The 18,993-nt window shown below is 67.9% G+C and carries 18 protein-coding genes and 2 tRNA genes; 14 read left to right on the top strand and 6 right to left on the bottom strand.

Going from position 1 to position 18,993, the window contains the following annotated elements; all coding sequences use genetic code 11:
* Positions 1-165 precede the first annotated feature (165 nt).
* Positions 166-1,503 carry a magnesium transporter gene (gene mgtE / locus GOHSU_RS01640; protein WP_005935805.1) on the bottom strand — a complete coding sequence of 446 codons (1,338 nt, stop codon included), beginning with the start codon at positions 1,501-1,503 and terminating at the stop codon, positions 166-168.
* Between the two features lie 64 nt (positions 1,504-1,567).
* Positions 1,568-1,993: a PH domain-containing protein gene (locus tag GOHSU_RS01635; protein WP_005935801.1), complete on the bottom strand. Its 426-nt coding sequence runs from the start codon at positions 1,991-1,993 to the stop codon at positions 1,568-1,570.
* Positions 1,994-2,271: 278 nt separating this feature from the next.
* On the opposite strand from GOHSU_RS01635, the gene GOHSU_RS01630 reads away from it, so the two are divergent.
* The 6 genes from GOHSU_RS01630 (at position 2,272) to GOHSU_RS01605 (ending at position 8,122) form a co-directional block, all read left to right on the top strand.
* A complete protein-coding gene (locus GOHSU_RS01630; RefSeq protein WP_005935798.1) occupies positions 2,272-4,173 on the top strand; it encodes an acetolactate synthase large subunit in 1,902 nt (633 codons plus the stop codon).
* Between the two features lie 5 nt (positions 4,174-4,178).
* Positions 4,179-4,679, top strand: coding sequence for an acetolactate synthase small subunit (ilvN, locus tag GOHSU_RS01625; protein ID WP_005935794.1), 501 nt, complete (start codon positions 4,179-4,181; stop codon positions 4,677-4,679).
* A 78-nt stretch (positions 4,680-4,757) separates the two neighbouring features.
* Positions 4,758-5,771 carry a ketol-acid reductoisomerase gene (gene ilvC, locus GOHSU_RS01620; protein ID WP_005935792.1) on the top strand — a complete coding sequence of 338 codons (1,014 nt, stop codon included), beginning with the start codon at positions 4,758-4,760 and terminating at the stop codon, positions 5,769-5,771.
* 158 nt (positions 5,772-5,929) lie between these two features.
* Entirely contained in the window at positions 5,930-6,370 is a 441-nt protein-coding gene (locus GOHSU_RS01615; protein ID WP_005935790.1) for an SRPBCC family protein, read from the top strand.
* A 28-nt stretch (positions 6,371-6,398) separates the two neighbouring features.
* On the top strand, positions 6,399-7,517 hold the full coding sequence (locus tag GOHSU_RS01610) for an S-(hydroxymethyl)mycothiol dehydrogenase (RefSeq protein WP_005935786.1): 1,119 nt from the start codon (positions 6,399-6,401) through the stop codon (positions 7,515-7,517).
* On the top strand, positions 7,514-8,122 hold the full coding sequence (locus GOHSU_RS01605) for an MBL fold metallo-hydrolase (protein WP_005935783.1): 609 nt from the start codon (positions 7,514-7,516) through the stop codon (positions 8,120-8,122). Before GOHSU_RS01610 ends, GOHSU_RS01605 begins: the two co-directional genes overlap by 4 nt.
* A gap of 98 nt (positions 8,123-8,220) precedes the next feature.
* Here GOHSU_RS01605 and GOHSU_RS01600 read toward each other — a convergent pair whose 3' ends face one another.
* Positions 8,221-8,898, bottom strand: coding sequence for a chymotrypsin family serine protease (locus GOHSU_RS01600; RefSeq protein ID WP_005935780.1), 678 nt, complete (start codon positions 8,896-8,898; stop codon positions 8,221-8,223).
* A 272-nt stretch (positions 8,899-9,170) separates the two neighbouring features.
* Between GOHSU_RS01600 and serA the strand changes: the two genes are divergently transcribed.
* From serA to GOHSU_RS01585, 3 genes are all read left to right on the top strand, one after another.
* Positions 9,171-10,766 (top strand): phosphoglycerate dehydrogenase, encoded by a 1,596-nt coding sequence (serA, locus tag GOHSU_RS01595; protein ID WP_005935775.1) that lies wholly within the window; start codon positions 9,171-9,173, stop codon positions 10,764-10,766.
* Positions 10,763-11,773 carry a 3-isopropylmalate dehydrogenase gene (locus GOHSU_RS01590; protein WP_005935771.1) on the top strand — a complete coding sequence of 337 codons (1,011 nt, stop codon included), beginning with the start codon at positions 10,763-10,765 and terminating at the stop codon, positions 11,771-11,773. The genes serA and GOHSU_RS01590 overlap by 4 nt, the downstream gene beginning before the upstream one ends.
* Before the next feature lie 80 nt (positions 11,774-11,853).
* Positions 11,854-12,507, top strand: coding sequence for a hypothetical protein (locus tag GOHSU_RS01585; protein ID WP_005935768.1), 654 nt, complete (start codon positions 11,854-11,856; stop codon positions 12,505-12,507).
* A gap of 20 nt (positions 12,508-12,527) precedes the next feature.
* On the opposite strand, the gene GOHSU_RS01580 is transcribed toward GOHSU_RS01585, so the two are convergent.
* Positions 12,528-13,682 (bottom strand): MFS transporter, encoded by a 1,155-nt coding sequence (locus GOHSU_RS01580; RefSeq protein ID WP_005935765.1) that lies wholly within the window; start codon positions 13,680-13,682, stop codon positions 12,528-12,530.
* Positions 13,683-13,826: 144 nt separating this feature from the next.
* Between GOHSU_RS01580 and GOHSU_RS01575 the strand changes: the two genes are divergently transcribed.
* Entirely contained in the window at positions 13,827-14,597 is a 771-nt protein-coding gene (locus GOHSU_RS01575; protein ID WP_005935762.1) for a fumarylacetoacetate hydrolase family protein, read from the top strand.
* Positions 14,594-15,430: an alpha/beta fold hydrolase gene (locus GOHSU_RS01570; protein WP_005935759.1), complete on the top strand. Its 837-nt coding sequence runs from the start codon at positions 14,594-14,596 to the stop codon at positions 15,428-15,430. Before GOHSU_RS01575 ends, GOHSU_RS01570 begins: the two co-directional genes overlap by 4 nt.
* Here GOHSU_RS01570 and GOHSU_RS01565 read toward each other — a convergent pair.
* Together GOHSU_RS01565 and GOHSU_RS01560 are read right to left on the bottom strand one after the other, a co-directional pair.
* Positions 15,402-16,457 (bottom strand): DUF1648 domain-containing protein, encoded by a 1,056-nt coding sequence (locus GOHSU_RS01565; RefSeq protein WP_005935755.1) that lies wholly within the window; start codon positions 16,455-16,457, stop codon positions 15,402-15,404. The two genes, GOHSU_RS01570 and GOHSU_RS01565, sit on opposite strands and share 29 nt — an antisense overlap.
* A complete protein-coding gene (locus GOHSU_RS01560) occupies positions 16,444-16,803 on the bottom strand; it encodes a GntR family transcriptional regulator (RefSeq protein ID WP_005935752.1) in 360 nt (119 codons plus the stop codon). Before GOHSU_RS01560 ends, GOHSU_RS01565 begins: the two co-directional genes overlap by 14 nt.
* Positions 16,804-16,897: 94 nt before the next feature.
* Here GOHSU_RS01560 and gltX point away from each other — a divergent pair, with 94 nt between their 5' ends.
* The 3 genes from gltX (at position 16,898) to GOHSU_RS01545 (ending at position 18,753) form a co-directional block, all read left to right on the top strand.
* Positions 16,898-18,382: a glutamate--tRNA ligase gene (gene gltX / locus GOHSU_RS01555; protein WP_005935749.1), complete on the top strand. Its 1,485-nt coding sequence runs from the start codon at positions 16,898-16,900 to the stop codon at positions 18,380-18,382.
* Positions 18,383-18,528: 146 nt separating this feature from the next.
* A tRNA-Gln gene (locus GOHSU_RS01550) sits at positions 18,529-18,600 on the top strand.
* A gap of 80 nt (positions 18,601-18,680) precedes the next feature.
* Positions 18,681-18,753: transfer RNA gene (locus GOHSU_RS01545), tRNA-Glu, on the top strand.
* Positions 18,754-18,993 lie beyond the last annotated feature (240 nt).

Raw genomic sequence — 18,993 nt, 5'->3', positions numbered from 1 at the left:
CGGAGCGACTGGACGACGCGGCGCCCGTCATCTCGTTCTCGCCCCCTCAGCAGAGGGGGCGAGAACGAAGTCAGGGTGCCGGGCACCCTGAGTCAGGGGCGACGGCGGGATCAGGGGCGACGGCGGGGATCAGGGGCGACGGTGGATCCGGGGCGGCGACGCGGGTCAGATCCCCAGGATTGCCTTGGCGATCGAGAAATAGATGATCAGGCCCGTCGCATCGCAGAACGTGGAGATGAACGGGGTGGAGAAGACCGCCGGGTCCACATGGATGGTCTTGGCGATCAACGGCATCAGACCGCCGACGGTGGCGGCCATGGTGCACACCGAGACGATGGTCAGGCCGATCACCGTGCCGATGTCCAGACCGTAGACCGCCGAGGCGACACCGAAGCCGACCAGACCCAGGGCCGCACCCATGGTCAAGCCGACGCGGACCTCCTTGCCGGCCACCCGTAAGGCATCGTGCGGGGTCACCTCGCCGGTGGCCAGGGCACGGGTGACGGTGGTAGCCGCCTGCGAGCCGGTGTTGCCGCCGATACCGGTCAGCAGCGGGATGAACAGCGCCAGGGCCACCTTCTGTTCGAGGGTGCCCTCGAAGATCTCCAGCACGTTGACGGTCAGGATGGCCGAAACGGCCAGCACGAACAGCCACACCACGCGGGAGCGGGTGATCGCGAAGATCGAGGCGTACAGGTACGACTCCCGCAGGGGCTCACGGGCACCGGCGCGCGCCTCGTCCACATCACGGGCGGAATCGACGATCTCGATCGCATCGTCGAGGGTCAGCACACCCACCAGCCGGTCCTCGGCGTCGACGATCGGCATCGCCGAGATCCCGCGGTCCACACACCGTTCGGCCGTGGTCTCGGCATCGTCGAGGGCGTGCGCGAAGATCGGCGGCCGAGAGAAGGAGCCGACCAGATCCTCGGGTGCGGCCAGCAGCAGTTCACGCAGACTCACCACGCCGACCAACTGCCGGGACCGGTCGAGGACGGGAACCACGTAGATCGACTGCACCTGGTGCCCGCGCGCCTTGACCCGGTCCAGGACGGTGGCCGCGTCGTCGTCGGAGAACGCGTGGATGAAATCCGGGCTCATCCGGCGGCCGACGGAACCTCGCGGGAAACCGAGCACCACCGCGGTCAGTTCGCGTTCCTCGGGGGACAGGCTGCGCACCAGTTGTTTGGCGACCGACGACGGCAACTCGTCGAGCAGTTCGGCGCGGTCCTCCGGTTCGAGGTTGTCGAAGGCCCGGGCCACTTCGGAACTGCCCAGTTCGTGGATCAGTTCGGCCTGGGAGTCGGTGTCGAAGTTGTCGAAGACCTCCAGTGCCTGGTGCTTATGCAGCAACCGGAAACCGATGGTGCGCAGGTTGGCGGGCAGATCCTCCAGAAGAGCGGCAGCTTCCTGCGGCGCGAGCGGGTGCAGGATCTCGGACGCGACCGACAGGCGCTCGTCGCGCAGGGCGGCATCGAGGGCGCGGCTGGTGTTGACGGGCATGCTGTCGATTGTGTCCCACCGCCGCCGCCTTGTCGCGGCGGCGGTCAGACTCGGTAGGTGAGGATCAGTCCCGCGCCTCGGCGGCCAGCCGGGCCGCGCGTTCGGCGGCGAACGGATCGGGCACCCGGCCGTCGGAGATCAGTGCCAGCACCGGCAGATCATCGAAGGTCACCGCCGGCAGCCGGACGTAACCGCCGTCGATCAGCACCGCCCGCACCGCGCGCCAGCGCGGGAACTGCAGACCGGCGACCTGCGACCACGGCACGCGGGTGGAATCGAAGGTGTGCACGGCTGTGAGCCCGTCGTGATCGACGACGGTCTTGATCCGCCGGATCCACCAGATCTGCACGACCGGCAGGACCAGCAGCACGGCGAACCACGTCCAGACACCGACCATCATGAACACCACCAGCAGGGTCACCAGGACGGTCAGATACGACAGGCGCGAGATAGCGAAGGTGAAGGACGCCGGAGTCCGGGTGCGGGACACAGCGGCATCAGATGCAGCGGGACCAGACACGGCAGGATCAGACACGGATGGATCGGGCACAAGGCCATTGTGGCACCCGCGTCCGATTTGACGCGGCGGGGACTGCTGCTTTACTTTGTGACCGTGATGAACACGGATCTTCTCGTAGTAATCGGTCGGCGCGTCAACGCCTGATCGGTCACTTCGCAGACCTTTCGAACTTCATCGACGCGCCCCTCGCACAGCCATGGCTGTCGGGGGTTTTTTCTTGTCAGGACTATCAGGATGAGGATCGTGCAGTGAGCACTCCAACAGCCCGCGGGTCGGCCCGGCCACAGTCGCCGTCCACCGAATCCCTGCGCTCCGGTCACACGGTGGCCCCCGAGCGCGTCACCGGTGCCCAGTCCGTCGTCCGAACTCTCGAAGAGCTCGGCGTCGAGACCGTTTTTGGTATCCCCGGCGGTGCGGTACTCCCGGTCTACGATCCGCTCCTGGATTCGCAGAAGGTCCGGCACATCCTGGTCCGCCACGAGCAGGGTGCCGGCCACGCCGCGACCGGCTACGCGCAGGTCGCCGGCAAGGCGGGTGTCATGATGGCCACCTCCGGTCCGGGTGCCACCAACCTGGTGACCCCGCTGGCCGACGCGCAGATGGACTCGGTGCCGGTGGTCGCGATCACCGGTCAGGTCGGTCGTGCCCTGATCGGCACGGACGCCTTCCAGGAAGCCGACATCTCCGGCATCACCATGCCGATCACGAAGCACAACTTCCTGGTCAGCGCCGCCGCGGACATCCCGCGGGTGATCGCCGAGGCCTTCTACATCGCCGAGTCCGGCCGCCCCGGCGCCGTGCTGGTCGACATCCCGAAGGACATCCTGCAGGCGCAGACCACCTTCTCCTGGCCGCCGCAGTTCGAGCTGCCGGGCTACCGGCCGGTGACTAAACCGCACGGTAAGCAGGTCCGCGAGGCCGCCCGGATGATCGCCCAGGCGAAGCGACCGGTGCTGTACGTCGGCGGCGGTGTGATCAAGGCCGAGGCCTCGGCGCAGCTGATCGAGCTCGCCGAACTGATGAACATCCCGGTCGTCACCACCCTGATGGCGCGCGGCGCCTTCCCCGACAGCCACGAGCTGCACATGGGCATGCCGGGGATGCACGGTGCGGTCGGCGCGGTGGCCGCCCTGCAGCGCAGCGATCTGCTGATCACCCTGGGCGCCCGTTTCGACGACCGCGTCACCGGACAGCTCGATTCGTTCGCCCCGGGTGCGAAGGTCATCCACGCCGATATCGACCCGGCCGAGATCGGCAAGAACCGCCCGGTCGACGTCCCGATCGTCGGGGATGCGCGCAATGTGATCATCGACCTGATCGAGGAGCTGCGTAGCGACGACGCCGCGGGCGGCACCCGTGCCGATCTGACCGCGTGGTGGGAGTACCTGGACGGGATCCGCAAGACCTACCCGCTCAGCTACGACAAGCAGTCCGACGGCTCGCTGTCGCCGGAATTCGTCATCGAGGAGCTCGGCAAGGCCGCCGGTCCGGACGCCGTCTACTGTGCCGGCGTCGGTCAGCACCAGATGTGGGCCGCCCAGTTCATCAAGTACGAGAACCCCCGCACCTGGCTGAACTCGGGTGGTCTGGGCACCATGGGCTACGCCATCCCGGCAGCCATGGGCGCCAAGGCCGCCTCCCCGGAGTCCGAGGTGTGGGCGGTCGACGGTGACGGCTGCTTCCAGATGACCAATCAGGAACTGGCCACCTGTGCGATCGAGGGCATCCCCATCAAGGTCGCCCTGATCAACAACGGCAACCTGGGCATGGTCCGCCAGTGGCAGACCCTGTTCTACGACGAGCGTTACTCCAGCACCGATCTGGCCACGCACTCCCGGATGATCCCGGACTTCGTCAAGCTCGCCGAGGCCCTGGGCTGCGTCGCGATGCGGGTCGACCGTGAGGAAGACGTCGCCGAGGCGATCGCCAAGGCCCGGGAGATCAACGATCGCCCGGTCCTGATCGACTTCATCGTCGGCAAGGACGCCCAGGTGTGGCCGATGGTCGCGGCCGGCTGCGGCAACGACGAGATCATGGCGGCCCGGGACATCCGGCCGCTGTTCGACGACGACGAGTCGGCGGGGGACACTCCGGCCGATATCCACGAGACCGTTGCGCGCGAGCGCGGCGACGCTCCGGAAGGGGAGTGAGGCAGATGACCACACACACGCTGAGTGTTCTGGTCGAGGACCGGCCGGGTGTGCTCGCCCGGGTGTCGGGCCTGTTCTCCCGGCGCGGCTTCAACATCGAGTCGCTGGCCGTGGGGCCGACCGAGATCAAGGGGATGTCGCGGATGACGATCATGGTCTCCGTGGAGGACTTCCCGCTCGAGCAGGTCACCAAGCAGCTCAACAAGCTGGTCAACGTGATCAAGATCGTCGAACAGGATCCGGTGCATTCGGTCTCCCGTGAGCTGATGCTGATCAAGGTGCGGTCGGATTCGACCAATCGCGCCGAGATCGTCGACGTGGTGAACCTGTTCCGCGCCAAGGTGATCGACGTCGCCCCGGAGTCGGTGACGGTGGAGGCCACCGGTACCGCCGACAAACTCGAAGCGCTGCTGCGCATGCTCGACCCGTACGGTATCCGGGAGATCGCCCAGTCCGGCGGCGTCACCCTCGGACGGGGCCCCAAGAGCATGACCGTCAACCGCTGACGCAAGAATCAACGCACGACAACAACCATCAACCAGCCGCCGCAACGGATGCGCCGGCGCCACTCGAAGGGAAACACTGTGGCAGTCGAGAAGTTCTACGACGACGACGCAGATCTGTCGATCATCCAGGGCAAGAAGGTCGCCGTGATCGGCTACGGCAGCCAGGGCCACGCCCACGCGCTGTCGCTGCGCGACTCGGGCGTCGACGTCGTGATCGGGCTGCGTGAGGGCTCCAAGTCCCGCGAGAAGGCTCAGGAGCAGGGTCTGACCGTCATGACCCCGGCCAAGGCCGCCGAGTGGGCCGACGTGATCATGCTGCTGGCCCCCGACACCAGCCAGGCCCAGATCTTCACCGAGGACATCGAGCCGAACCTGAACGAGGGCGACGCCCTGTTCTTCGGGCACGGCCTGAACATCCACTTCGGTCTGATCAAGCCGCCGGCCAACGTCACCGTCGGCATGGTCGCACCGAAGGGCCCGGGCCACCTGGTCCGCCGCCAGTTCGTCGACGGCAAGGGCGTTCCGGCGCTCATCGCCGTCCACCAGGATCCGACCGGCGACGGCCAGGCACTGGCCCTGAGCTACGCCAAGGCGATCGGCGGCACCCGCGCCGGTGTGCTCAAGACCGACTTCAAGGAAGAGACCGAGACCGACCTCTTCGGTGAGCAGGCCGTGCTGTGCGGCGGCACCGAGGAACTGGTCAAGACCGGTTTCGAGGTGCTGGTCGAGGCCGGCTACGAGCCGGAGATGGCCTACTTCGAGTGCCTGCACGAGCTCAAGCTGATCGTCGACCTGATGTACGAGGGCGGCATCGCGCGCATGAACTACTCGGTGTCCGACACCGCTGAGTTCGGCGGCTACCTGTCGGGCCCGCGCGTCATCGACGCCGACACCAAGAAGCGCATGCAGGAGATCCTGTCCGATATTCAGGACGGCACCTTCGTCAAGCAGCTGGTCGCCAACGTCGAGGGCGGCAACAAGCAGCTCGAGGCGCTGCGCAAGGAGAACGCCGAGCACCCGATCGAGGTGACCGGCCAGAAGCTGCGTGACCTGATGAGCTGGGTGGATCGACCGATCACCGAGACCGCCTGAGTCTCACTTGTGCGGGCCGATCCGGTCCGCGTCACCGGGCCCCGCACCACTGCCTGCCAGTGGTGCGGGGCCCGGTGCATCCGGGAGCTCCCGGGGTGCTCGGCCACCCGGTAAGGTCTGGGCAGCAGAACAGACCACCAGAGGGAGTCCACGGGCCGATGACCGAAGTCAACCACGAAGCAGTGATCAAAGCCCCGCGCGAGCGGGTGTTCGCCTACATCGACAACTACGAGAACGTGCCCGAATACATGTTCGGGATCAGCCGCTTCCGCCCGACCACCGATGTGGTGCACGGGCTGGGCGCCGAATTCGAGACGATCATCAAGGTGGGCCCCAAGGAGCTCAAGTCCACGGTGCGCTGCGTCGAGTGGGTGGAGAACGAGAAGATCCGACTCGAGTCGATCGCCGGGATGGGCGCCAACACCACCTGGTCCATGCGCGACGGCGATGAGGAGGGCACCACGATCATGCACGTGGAGTTCGACTTCACCCTGCCCGGCGGGATCACCGGCAAGGTATTGGGCGGGCTGATCGGCCCGTTCGCCGACCAGGGCATCAAGTACACCGATGGCAAGGTCCGTGCCGCCTGCGAGAACTGACGCCTGCCAGAACCGAGAGGACAGCACTATGAGCCAGATCGTCCAGGGCGTCATCGCCCGTGCGAAAGGCGCCCCGGTGGAGACGGTGAACATCGTCGTCCCCGATCCGGGGCCGGGGGAGGCGGTGGTGAAGATCGCGACCTGCGGCGTCTGCCACACCGACCTGCACTACCGGGAGGGCGGCATCAACGACGAATTCCCGTTCCTGCTCGGCCACGAGGCCGCCGGCATCGTCGAATCGGTCGGCGAAGGGGTCACCGAGATCGCACCGGGCGACTTCGTCGTGCTGAACTGGCGCGCGGTATGCGGTCAGTGCCGGGCCTGCCTGCGCGGCGAGCCCAAGTACTGCTTCGATTCGGCCAACGCCGAACAGAAGATGACCATCGCCGATGGCGAGGGGGCCGGCACCGAGCTGAGTCCGGCACTGGGTATCGGCGCGTTCATCGAGAAGACGCTGGTGGCCGCCGGACAGTGCACCAAGGTCGACCCGGAGGCCGATCCGGCCGCGGTGGGTCTGCTCGGCTGCGGCGTTATGGCCGGACTGGGTGCAGCGATCAACACCGGTGAGGCCGACCGCGGCAAGTCCGTCGCGGTGATCGGCTGCGGCGGTGTGGGAGTGGCGGCGATCGCCGGTGCGGCGCTGGCCGGTTCGATGCCGATCATCGCCGTCGACATCGACCCCAAGAAGCTGGTCGCCGCCTCGAAGCTGGGGGCCACGCACACCATCGACTCCTCGAAGGTCGATCCGGTCGAGGCGATCGCGGAGATCTGCGACCGGTATTACCCCGGCGCCGAGGGCGCCGATGTGGTAGTCGATGCGGTGGGACGTCCGGAGACCTGGAAGCAGGCCTTCTATGCGCGCGATCTGGCCGGCACCGTGGTGCTGGTGGGTGTGCCGAATCCGGATATGAAGATCCCCGACATCCCACTGATCGACGTCTTCGGCCGCGGCGGCCAGCTCAAATCCAGCTGGTACGGCGACTGTCTGCCGAGCAAGGACTTCCCGATGCTGGTCGACCTGTACCGGGACGGCCGGCTGGATCTGGATGCCTTCGTCACCGAGAAGATCGGGATGGACGACGTCGAGGAGGCCTTCGAGAAGATGCACCGAGGCGATGTGCTGCGCAGCGTGGTGGTGGTCGAATGAGCACGCGCGTCGACCACGCCGTCACCTCCGGCACGTTCAGCCTGGACGGTGAGACCTTCGAGGTGGACAACAACGTCTGGGTGATCGGCGACGACACCGAGTGCATTGTGCTCGATGCCCCGCATTCGGTGGAGGAGATCCTCACCGTGATCGACGGCCGCACCGTGAAGGCCATCGTCTGCACCCACGCGCACGACGACCATGTGCGCTACGCACCGGAGCTGGCCGAGGCCACCGGTGCGCCGATCTGGCTACACCCCGACGATGCGCCGCTGTGGGAGTTGACCCACCCGGGCCGCACCTGGGACGCCGATCTGACCGACGGTCAGCAGATCGAGGTCGGCGGCACCGTGCTGACGGTGATCCACACCCCGGGGCACGCCCCGGGCGGGGTCTGCCTGTACGCCCCGGACCTGGGCCGCATCTTCACCGGGGACACCCTCTTCCACGGTGGCCCGGGAGCCACCGGGCGGTCGTTCTCCAGCCGCGAGGTCTTGGAGGAGTCGATCCGTTCGCGGCTCTACGAACTGCCCGAGGAGACGATCGTGCACACCGGACACGGCGAGGACACCACGATCGGTGCCGAGAAGGCGGCACTGGGCTGATCCGGTAGCACCGCAGAGCAGGGAGCACCGCAGAGCAGCGAAACGGCGGCCCCGGGAGGACATCCTCCCGGGGCCGCCGTGTTGTGCGGGGGCCGACGTCAGACGACGCGGAAGCCGCCGTAGCCGACGCTGCTCAGGCGCCGCAGGATCGTGCCCATGTTGGTGCCGGTCTCCGGGCCGAGGCAGGAGACGAAGTAGTAGGCGTTGACCATGCCGACCAGGGTGTTGCCGACCACGACCGGGCTGCCCGAGTCGCCCTCGATCACGCACATCTGCGAGTAGTGCGCCATGCCGTCGGAGAACCAGGTGATACCGCAGGTGTGACCGGTGGTGCGGCCTTCCTTGCAGACGATCGTCGGGAAGCCGACCGGCGCGGTGCTGATCCGGTTGATGGTCACGCCGCCGACGGTGCGGACCGGGCGGACCCGGCTCTCATCGAGCGTGATCACGGCGACGTCGATGTCGGACCAGCTGTAGGCGATCCGGCCGATGGCGCCGCGGTTCTGCGCGTTCTCGGCGAGCACCACCTGGCCGGGCTTCCCGCAGTGCCCGGCGGTGATGGCGATCAGCCGGCCGCGATGCTGACCGGAGGTGGGACGGCCCACGGCGGTCACGGTGCACGCCGACGCGGTGTTGCCGCCCTTGAGGACCAGGATCCCCGAACCGCCGCCCAGCGCGGTCTTGGGGGGCGCGGCCTGGGCGGTGCCCTGGCTGATGCCGGTGAGGGACAGGATGGTGGCGACGATCGCCGCCAGAACCACGACTGTCTTCTTCATATAAAAAACTCCGCTCGTATTGCTCGGTTCGACGACCCGGGATCGGGTCTGACTCTAATCCGGATCCCTCGTCCCCCGGGGCGAGGAGTCATAGCGGAATCAAGCCATGACCGAATCGAGACACCGGTTACTGAATGTACCTGTTGAGACGTGTTGCGCACCACATAGCCAGGTGGCCGGGTGTGCTCCGGGCCGCCTCGGCGCTTACAGTGATCGTCGTATCCCCGCGCGTGCCCCCGGTGCGCCGCACCGCTGAATCCTGGAGAAGCCTAGTGACCGCATCCGGCCGCCCCGTTGTCCTGATCGCCGACAAGCTCGCCCCCTCGACCGTCGAGGCCCTCGGCGGCGACGTCGAAGTCCAGTGGGTGGACGGCCCGGATCGCCCGAAGCTGCTGGAGGCCGTGGTCGACGCCGACGCGCTGCTGGTCCGGTCGGCGACCACCGTGGATGCGGAGGTGCTCGACGCCGGTAAGAACCTGAAGATCATCGCTCGCGCCGGCGTCGGCCTGGACAACGTCGACGTGGCCGCGGCCACCGAGCGCGGCGTCATGGTGGTCAACGCGCCCACCTCCAACATCCATTCGGCCGCCGAGCACGCCGTCGCCCTGATGATGGCCGCCGCCCGCCAGGTGCCCGCCGCCGACGCGACGCTGAAGGACAAGACCTGGAAGCGGTCGTCGTTCACCGGTGTCGAGCTGTTCGACAAGACCGTCGGCGTGGTCGGCCTGGGCCGGATCGGTCAGCTGGCCGCCGCGCGGCTGGGCGCCTTCGAAACCCACCTGCTGGCCTACGATCCCTATGTCTCGGCTGCACGCGCCGCGCAGCTGGGCATCGAGCTGGTGAGCCTGGAGGAGTTGCTCGAGCGCTCGGACTTCATCACCGTGCACCTGCCCAAGACCGCCGAAACCGCCGGTCTGATCGGCGCTGACGAGCTCGCCCTCACCAAGAAGGGGGTCATCATCGTCAACGCCGCCCGCGGCGGCCTGATCGACGAGGCCGCCCTGGCCGAGGCCATCAAGTCCGGTCACGTGCGTGCCGCCGCTCTGGACGTCTTCGATACCGAGCCGTGCACCGATTCGCCGCTGTTCGATCTGGACGAGGTCGTGGTGACCCCGCACCTGGGCGCCTCGACCGCCGAGGCACAGGACCGCGCCGGCACCGATGTCGCCAAGAGCGTGCAGCTGGCGCTGTCGGGTCAGTTCGTCCCGGACGCGGTGAACATCACCGGTGGACCGGTCGACGACGAGGTGGCCCCGTGGCTGGATCTGTCGCGCAAGCTCGGCCGGCTCGTGGGCGTCCTGGCCGGCCAGCAGCCGACCGGGATCACCATCGAGATCCGCGGTGAGCTCTCGGCCCGCCCGGTCGACGTGCTGGGCCTGTCGGCGGTGCGCGGCCTGTTCTCGGCCGTCGTCGACGAGCCGATCACCTTTGTCAATGCGCCCACGGTCGCTGCCGAGCGCGGGGTCACCTACGAGGTGCTCACCGCCACCGAGAGCCCCAACCACCGCAGCATGGTCGATGTGCGCGCGGTCTTCGCCGACGGCACTCACGTCAACGTCGCCGGCACCCTGACCGAGCCGCGCGAGGTCGAGAAGATCGTGAACATCAACGGCCGGAACTTCGATATGCGGGCCGAGGGCAAGAACCTGCTCGCCAGTTACGCCGACCAGCCCGGTTCGCTGGGTAAGATCGGCACCCTGCTGGGCAACGCCGGCATCGATATCGTCGCCGCCGGTCTGGCTCAGGATCTGGAGGGCGGTGGCGCCACGATCCTGCTGCGCGTGGACCGCGACATCTCCGATGAGGTGCTCCAGGCCATCAGCGAATCGGTCGACGCCACCCTGATCAAGCAGGTGGACTTCTCATGAAGCTGGCAGTGATCCCCGGCGACGGCATCGGCCCGGAGGTGGTCGATCAGGCCCTGCGCGTGCTACGGGTGCTGCACCCGGACGTGGTGACCACCGAATACGACTTCGGCGCCCGCCGCTACCACGCGACCGGTGAGCTGCTCACCGACGACGACGTCGCCTCGCTGCGCGAGCACGACGCCATCCTGCTCGGGGCCATCGGTGATCCGTCGGTGCCCTCGGGAGTCCTGGAGCGCGGATTCCTGCTGAAGCTGCGGTTCATCCTGGACCATCACGTGAACCTGCGCCCGTCGGTGCTGTTCGAGGGGGTGGCATCGCCGCTGGCCGGTGACCCGCAGATCGATTTCGTCGTCGTCCGCGAGGGCACCGAGGGGCCCTACACCGGCAACGGCGGCGCGATCCGCGTCGGTACCCCGCACGAGGTCGCCACCGAGGTGAGCGTCAACACCCGGTACGGCATCGAGCGCGTGGTGCGCGACGCCTTCGTCCGCGCACAGAGCCGGCGCAAGAAGCTGACGCTGGTGCACAAGACCAATGTGCTGACCTTCGCCGGCTCGATGTGGGCCCGGACCGTCGACGAGGTCGGCGCCGAGTACCCGGATGTGGCCGTCGACTACCTGCACATCGATGCGGCGACCATCTTCATGGTCACCGATCCGGGCCGGTTCGACGTGATCGTCACGGACAATCTGTTCGGCGACATCATCACCGACCTGGCCGCCGCCGTCAGCGGCGGTATCGGCTTGGCGGCGTCCGGCAACATCGACGCCACCCGCACCAATCCGTCCATGTTCGAGCCGGTGCACGGCAGTGCCCCGGACATCGCCGGACAGAGCCTGGCCGACCCCACCGCCGCGATCCTGTCGGTGGCCCTGCTGCTGCGCCATCTGGGCGACGATGCCGGTGCCGCGCGCATCGAGGCGGCTGTGGCCAGCGATGTGGCCAGCCGGGGCGACCGGCGCGGGGCGACCGCCGAGGTCGGCGACCGCATCCTGGCGCTGCTCTGATTCCGGCGGCGCAGTGAAGGCATAAGCTGACTCCACATGAGGCGGCCCGCGTGGTCGTGCAGAGTTAGGGGACAGGTGCGATGGAACAGCAGAGTCCGGAACAGCAGAGTCCGGAACCGCAGAACCCGCAACCACAGAACCTGGAACAGCAGAACGCCGATCTGCCGGTGACGCCCGGTCCCGCGCCGGCGCAGGAACCGTCGGCCGAGACTCGCCCGAAACTGGGTGATCGGATGCGCGACTGGTTGCGCACTGCGGTGCTCTGGTTCGCCGGTGTGGCGGCACTGGTGATCGTGTACTTCGTTCTCGCGGCCTTCCTGCCGCGCTGGTGGGCGAACCGGGTCGGGGCCAACGTGGACGGCTCCTTCACCCGGGGCACCACCAGCGGACTGCTGTTCGGCATCCTCGGTACCGCCCTGACCCTGGTCTTGCTGGGGTTGGCGGCCCTGGCGCTGTATCAGCGGCGCAAGGTGATCGCGGGGATCCTCGCGGTCTTGGGCGTGGTCGCCTCCATCCCGAATCTGCTGACCCTGTCTGTGGTGGTGGGCAGCAGTAAGGCGGCTCATGCCGGGGAGCGGATCCTCGACGTGGAAGCACCAGCCTTTCGCGGTGCCACGCTGATCGGGGTGATCATCGGTGCGGTGCTGGCCGCAGTCATCGGCTTCCTCATCTACCGGTATCGCAGTCGCGGCCGCCGGCTCGCCCAGGCGCAGGCCGAGCTCGCCGGCAGGTAGCGGAGCGGGGTGCCGCGCAGCTACCGGGCCGGTGGTGGGAGTACGGGCTGCTCCCGCGGCCGCGGATCCTGCGGGATCAGCGGGACCGCCAGCAGCGGTGCGAGCGCCGAAACGGCGAACACGACCGGATAGCCGGTCCGCTCGATCATCGCGCCGAGGATCGGGGTGGTCGCGGCGATCGCGATGAACTGCGCGGTGTTCTGGACCCCGAGCGCCCGCCCGCTCCAGGACGGCCCGGCCGATTCGGCGATCGCAGTGAAGGCCAGACCGTTATCGGAGACCGTGGCGATCGAGGCGAACACCATCATGAGCGGCGCGACCGGCGAACCGAACCAGTCGGCCAGGGCCAGGGCGGCCAGGGTGAGTGCGGCGGCCGCGGCGATCACCCGGATCGGCTTCATCCGGGAACCCCACAGGTCGCTGACGCGGCCCGCCACCAGGCGCCCCAGTGCGCCCAGTACCTGGGTCACGGTCACCAGCATGCCGGTGGCCAGCGGCGTCCAGCCCTGAGTCAGCATCAGCCAGGCCGGCACAAAGGTCCACAGCAGACCCTGCCCGATCACGAGCAGGACGCTGGCGGCATGAATCCGCCACAGGTACGACCCTGACCGGTACGGATTGCCGTCGGGCGCCGCCGTCAACGCCGAGGGCGGCAGCTGCGGGTCGCGGATGCCGAAATATACCGCGGCCAGACCGGCGACGGTCACTGCGACCGGGATCGCCAGCGCCACCGCGACCCCGGACCGGTCGGCCAGCACGGGCATGGTCAATGCCAGGAGTGCGATGGCGAGCGGTTGAGCCATCTGCCGGATTCCCATCGCGGTCCCGCGCTGGTTGGCGGGGAAGAAGCCCACGACGATCCGCCCGCTGGCGCCGTTGGCGGCACCGGAGCCGATACCGCCGACCAGCAGAGCTGCGCTCAGGGCCGGGTACCCGGCATCGGTGGCCACCGCGACGACGGCGCCGAGGGTGCCGACCAGGGTGATCAGCAGCGACAGCAGGAGGATCCGCCGTTCGCCGAACCGGTCCAGCGCCCACCCCCAGGCGATGATGGCTGCGGTGATCCCGATCGTGGGCACCGCTGCCAGGGTCGCGGCCGCGCCCATCGACATGCCGTCCTGCACCAGGGCGGGCAACGCATAGGCGAAGCCGCTGGTGGCTGCCGTGGCTGTCATCGCCGCCACGAGGGCGCAGAGCAGGATACTCCAGCGCCGAGCGGAGCCTCCATCGCCATGGATCCCATTTGGTGAGATCATAATTCCATAGTGTAATACACTGGCCGATTCCGGTCACCTGCGGACCTGCGCTAATCTGGCGGCATGAAACTGGCTCGTGTCGCGACCCCGGACGGAATGGCCTTTGTGGCAGTCGAAGGCGAACAGGGCGGCGAGGTGGTCCGCGAGATCGCCGAGCACCCCTTCGGTGAGCCCACCTTCACCGGCCGCAGCTGGCCGCTGAACCAGACGCGCCTGCTGGCGCCGATCCTGGCGTCCAAGGTGATCGCGATCGGCAAGAACTACGCCGACCACGCCCGCGAGATGGGTGGGGAGCCGCCGGCCGATCCGGTGATCTTCCTCAAGCCGAACACCGCCATCATCGGTCCGGACGTGCCGATCGTCCGGCCGCCGGCGTCGCAGCGCGTCGACTACGAGGGTGAGCTGGCCGTGGTGATCGGCCGGCCCTGCAAGGACGTCAAGGCCGCACAGGCCGGCAGTGTGATCCTCGGGTACACCGTCGCCAATGACGTCACCGCCCGCGATCTCCAGCAGCATGACGGCCAGTGGACCCGCGGGAAGGGGTTCGACACCTTCTGCCCGCTGGGCCCGTGGATCGTCACCGACCTGGATCCGGCGGATCTGGCGATCACGACCGACCTGGACGGGCAGACGGTGCAGTCGAGCCGGACCTCGCTCATGATCCACAGCATCGGCGAGATCATCGAGTGGATCTCGTCGGTGATGACGCTGATGCCCGGCGATGTGATCCTCACCGGCACTCCTGCAGGTGTCGGGCCGATGACCGCCGGACAGCGGGTCGCGGTCACCGTGGAGGGGATCGGCACGCTGAGCAATCCGGTGGTCGACAAGTGACTCGGCCGGTCCCGGCGAAGCCGCAGACGGCGCAGGTCAACGGGATCACGCTGTCCTACACCGATGCCGGCCAGGGGCCGCTGGTGGTGATGGTGATGGGCACCGGCAGCCCCGGGCGGGTCTGGCATGCCCATCAGCAGCCCACGCTGGTCAACGCCGGCTTCCGCGTCGTCACCTTCGACAACCGGGGAATCGCACCGTCCAGTGAGTGCGCCGACGGTTTCACCATGGCCGATATGGTCGCCGACACCGCTGCGCTGATCGAGCACCTGGGGGCTGGTCCGGCGCTGGTGGTGGGGACCTCGCTCGGTGCGCGGATCACCCAGGAGTTGGCGCTGGCCCGTCCCGATCTGGTGCGCGGTGCGGCGATGCTGGCCACTTACGGGCGGTCGACGCCGATGCTCGAGGCGTTCTCGCGGGGTGAGCGCGCCATGTACGACGAGAACATCGAGCTGCCGACCGAGTACTACGCCGCGGTCACCGCCCACATGAATCTGTCGCCGCACACCCTCGCCGATGATCGCAGCGCCCGCGACTGGCTCGACATCATCGGCTTCGGCGGTCCGCAGCGCAGTCCGGGCGTGCGTGCCCAGCTGTCCCTGCACGAGCGGGAGGACGACCGGCTTGCGGACTACCGGGGTATCGCCCGCCCCGCGCTGGTGGTCGGCTTCGCCGATGATCGGACCCTCCCGGTGCACCTGGCCCGCGAAGTGGGCGAGGCGATTCCGGGTGCCCGCTACGAGCAGATCGAGCGCGCCGGCCACTTCGGCTATCTGGAGCAGCCGGAGGCCGTCAACCAGGTGCTCATCGACTTTCTGCGGAGCGTCGACTGACGGCATCGCCGAGATAGGCGGTGAGCAGCGCCGCACCGGTGGCGGCGTCGTCGACGACTACCGCCAGTGAACGTCCGGAGATTCGATCGACGACGATCGCCGCTCCGCGGCGGACGACCACCGCCGTGGTTCCGGGCCGCATCCGTATCCCGTATCCGCCGTAGTCGCCGAGCGGGCTCACATCGTCGTCCACCCGGACCGCGCTGATCTGGTCGATCGGGATGTGAAAGCGGGGCAGCCCGGTGAACGAGGTGATCGTCAGGCCGTCGGCGGACACCCGCACCTGGTAGGCCAGGGTGGTGGCGGCGACCAGCAGGCTGACCGCGGTCACCACGGCCAGAGTGAGGATCACCGACCAGGAGGCACCGCCGGCCCAGCTGAACAGCCCGGCCAGCACGGTGAGCAGCACCGTCGCACCCAGAATCATCGCCACGGCGGGCCCGGCGACGGCACTCTGCAGCCAGACCGCCTGCTCACCGTCGGCGATCGGCAGCGCGGACACCGGCCGGTGGGTCTGCGTCGCCGGCAGATCGGGTTGCACCCACCAGCCGGCTGTACCGGCCAGTGCGGCGATCACCAGTGCGGCGATGAGTGACGGCAGAACCCCGCCCTGTTCGCCGTCGGTCTGCTGCCAGAAGGTGCCGGTCGACAGGATCGCGACCAGCGCACTGACGCCGAGGGCTACCGCGCCCAGCAGCCGATAGCCGGGCCGGCGATCACCGCTGCGCATCGCCCGGACCACCGGGAGTCCGAGGACGGCGATGACGAAGACCCCGATCGCGGCGGTCAGGATCGGCACGCTCCAGGCCGGCGCCCAGCCGTCTGGGCGGCCGGACACGTCCCAGTGGATCGCGACCCGCGCGGGCGCGGTGCCTAGCAATGCCAGTTGCGCCACGACGGCGAGGCCGATCAGCACCAACGGCACGATGAGGGCCACCAGGGTCGACAGGCGTGCCGCGCGGCGATCGTGTTCGTCCGGCGGCAGCGATGACGACGGATCGGCGGCGGGCTGGTCAGTAGGCTTCACGGGCGGCCTCCAGTACGAGTGCGGACAGGGTTTCCGGGCTGAGCTTCAAGGCTGACGCTTTGGCGGCCAGGGCGCGGATCTCGGCGGCAAGAGACGGCAACTGGGCGGCGGCTTCGGTGATCACTGCGCCGCGCCCGCGCCGCAGTTCCACCAGACCCTCGTCGCGCAACTCCTGGTAGGCGCGCAGGACGGTGTGCACGTTCACCTCCAGGGCTGCGGCCACCTGACGCGCGGCCGGGAGCCGTTCGCCCGGGACGATCCGGCCGGTGGCCACGTCGGCGCGCACCGAGTCGGCCAGTTGCCGGAAGATCGGTGTCGACGCAGACGGCTGAATGCGCAACAGCATGTGGATAGTTCTAGTGCAACTAGAACAAGATGCGCAAGTGGCGTCGTCGATCCTGACTGCGGCACCTACCCGGTTACCGGCTACCCTGACCTGCATGACTGTCCGCGTTCGTTTCTGCCCGTCACCTACCGGAACGCCGCACGTCGGCCTGGCCCGGACCGCGTTGTTCAACTTCGCGCAGGCCCGCCACGACGGCGGCACCTTCGTCTTCCGGATCGAAGACACCGATGCCGCCCGCGACAGCGAGGAGAGCTACGCGGCGATCCTGGATGCCCTGCGGTGGCTCGGACTGGACTGGGACGAGGGTCCGGAGGTCGGCGGACCCTACGGGCCGTACCGGCAGTCCCAGCGCAAGCAGCAGCACCTGGACGTCGTCGATCGTCTGGTGGAAGCCGGATACGCCTACGAGGCCTACTCCACGCCCGAGGAAGTCGAGGCGCGGCACAAGGCGGCCGGCCGCGACATCAAGCTCGGCTACGACAACTACGACCGCGGGCTCACCGACGAGCAGCGTGCCGTGCACCGGGCGGAGGGGCGGAAGCCGGTGATCCGGCTGCGCATGCCCGACGAAGACATCACCTGGAACGATCTCGTCCGTGGCGAGACCACCATCAAGGCCGGCACCGTGCCGGACTTCGCACTCACTCGCGCCAACGGCGACCCGCTGTACACCTTGGTCAACCCGGTCGACGACGCCCTGATGAAGATCACTCACGTCCTGCGGGGCGAGGATCTGCTCTCGTCGACGCCGCGCCAGATCGCGCTGTACCGGGCGCTCACGTCACTGGGTATCGCCGACGGTGTTCCCGAATTCGGGCATCTGCCGTTCGTCACCGGTGAGGGCAATAAGAAGCTGTCCAAGCGGGATCCCGAGTCGAGCCTGTTCCATCATCGCGATCGCGGATTCCTGCCCGAGGGCATGCTCAACTATCTGGCGCTGCTGGGCTGGAACGGGCCCACCGAGGACGAGATCTTCAGCCTCGAGCAGATGACCGAGGCCTTCGACGTCCGCGATGTGAAATCGGCGCCGGCGCGGTTCGACCAGAAGAAGGCCGACGCCATCAACGCCGAACACATCCGTCGGCTGACCCCGGCGGACTTCGCCGGCCGACTGCGCCACTACCTGGTGGAGCACGGGCATCTCCAGGAGCCGATCGACGACGCGGTCTTCCGTCCGCTGGCAGATCTGATCCAGACACGCGTCCAGGTACTCGGCGACGCCTGGGACCTGATCAAGTTCGCTTACGTCTCCGACGCCGATTTCTCTTTCGACGAGAAGTCGGCCGCCAAGAACCTGAACGCCGACGCGGTGCCGGTCCTGGACGCCGCGATCGCCGCCTGTGAGGCTGTCGGGGAGTGGGCGACACCGGCCCTGGAGGAGGCGCTCCAGGGCGCTTTGATCGACGGTCTGGAGCTCAAGCCGCGCAAGGCGTATGGCCCGGTGCGTGTGGGCGTCACCGGGGCGGCGGTGAGCCCGCCGCTGTTCGAGTCCATGGAGGTGCTCGGACGGGAGGTCTCCCTGCGCCGGCTGCACCGTGCCCGAGCGGTCGCGGCAGAGGCCGCCGCAGCCGCCCAGTAGCGCGCGCAGAGGCGAAAAGGCATTGATTCCAGCTCTCTGACCAGCCGATTTGTGGTTTGGGGGGAGTATGTTGGTAATCTTCTCTCCGGTTCGGAACGACGCGGACGGATTCCCCGAGAATCAGCCGCCGAGGGCCGGAGAACCCTTGGGGTATGGTGTAATTGGCAACACAGCTGATTCTGGTTCAGCCATTCTAGGTTCGAGTCCTGGTACCCCAGCGAGACACACCGGGGATTCCCGCGTGCCTCATAACTGAATTGCCCGCCTGGACTCCTGGTCCGGGGCGGGTAGATCCTAGGGCCCCGTCGTCTAGCGGCCTAGGACGCCGCCCTCTCAAGGCGGTAGCGCGGGTTCGAATCCCGTCGGGGCTACAGACAAGGCCGATCCCCTTCGCATCAAGCGGAGGGGATCGGCCTTTTGCTGTTGAAGGTTTAAGCCGCTGAAGACCACTGTCGAGGCCGGTGGATTTGCTGATGCCAGAGGCCTGTCTTGCTCGGGTGTGGAAGCACGGAAAACTCTTTGTTCGAACACTTGCGCTATCGGAATATGAGCGTAGACTGATGTTGGTGATATAGAACACAGTGCCGAAAAGGGGGGTGGGGGCGGTGGTG

It is taken from the genome of Gordonia hirsuta DSM 44140 = NBRC 16056 (assembly GCF_000333015.1).
GTDB lineage: Bacteria > Actinomycetota > Actinomycetes > Mycobacteriales > Mycobacteriaceae > Gordonia > Gordonia hirsuta.
Note: the sequence above shows the minus strand (reverse complement) of the source record. Positions and strands in the feature narration are given on the sequence as shown.

Excerpts from the sequence above, each read along its gene's own strand:
- ilvN (WP_005935794.1), top strand. The coding sequence starts at position 4,179 with ATGACCACACACACGCTGAGTGTTCTGGTCGAGGACCGGCCGGGTGTG.
- GOHSU_RS01590 (WP_005935771.1), top strand. The coding sequence starts at position 10,763 with ATGAAGCTGGCAGTGATCCCCGGCGACGGCATCGGCCCGGAGGTGGTC.
- GOHSU_RS01610 (WP_005935786.1), top strand. The coding sequence starts at position 6,399 with ATGAGCCAGATCGTCCAGGGCGTCATCGCCCGTGCGAAAGGCGCCCCG.
- GOHSU_RS01615 (WP_005935790.1), top strand. The coding sequence starts at position 5,930 with ATGACCGAAGTCAACCACGAAGCAGTGATCAAAGCCCCGCGCGAGCGG.
- mgtE (WP_005935805.1), bottom strand. The coding sequence starts at position 1,503 with ATGCCCGTCAACACCAGCCGCGCCCTCGATGCCGCCCTGCGCGACGAG.
- GOHSU_RS01600 (WP_005935780.1), bottom strand. The coding sequence starts at position 8,898 with ATGAAGAAGACAGTCGTGGTTCTGGCGGCGATCGTCGCCACCATCCTG.
- gltX (WP_005935749.1), top strand. The coding sequence starts at position 16,898 with ATGACTGTCCGCGTTCGTTTCTGCCCGTCACCTACCGGAACGCCGCAC.
- GOHSU_RS01580 (WP_005935765.1), bottom strand. The coding sequence starts at position 13,682 with ATGACAGCCACGGCAGCCACCAGCGGCTTCGCCTATGCGTTGCCCGCC.
- GOHSU_RS01560 (WP_005935752.1), bottom strand. The coding sequence starts at position 16,803 with ATGCTGTTGCGCATTCAGCCGTCTGCGTCGACACCGATCTTCCGGCAA.
- GOHSU_RS01575 (WP_005935762.1), top strand. The coding sequence starts at position 13,827 with ATGAAACTGGCTCGTGTCGCGACCCCGGACGGAATGGCCTTTGTGGCA.
- GOHSU_RS01585 (WP_005935768.1), top strand. The coding sequence starts at position 11,854 with ATGGAACAGCAGAGTCCGGAACAGCAGAGTCCGGAACCGCAGAACCCG.
- GOHSU_RS01605 (WP_005935783.1), top strand. The coding sequence starts at position 7,514 with ATGAGCACGCGCGTCGACCACGCCGTCACCTCCGGCACGTTCAGCCTG.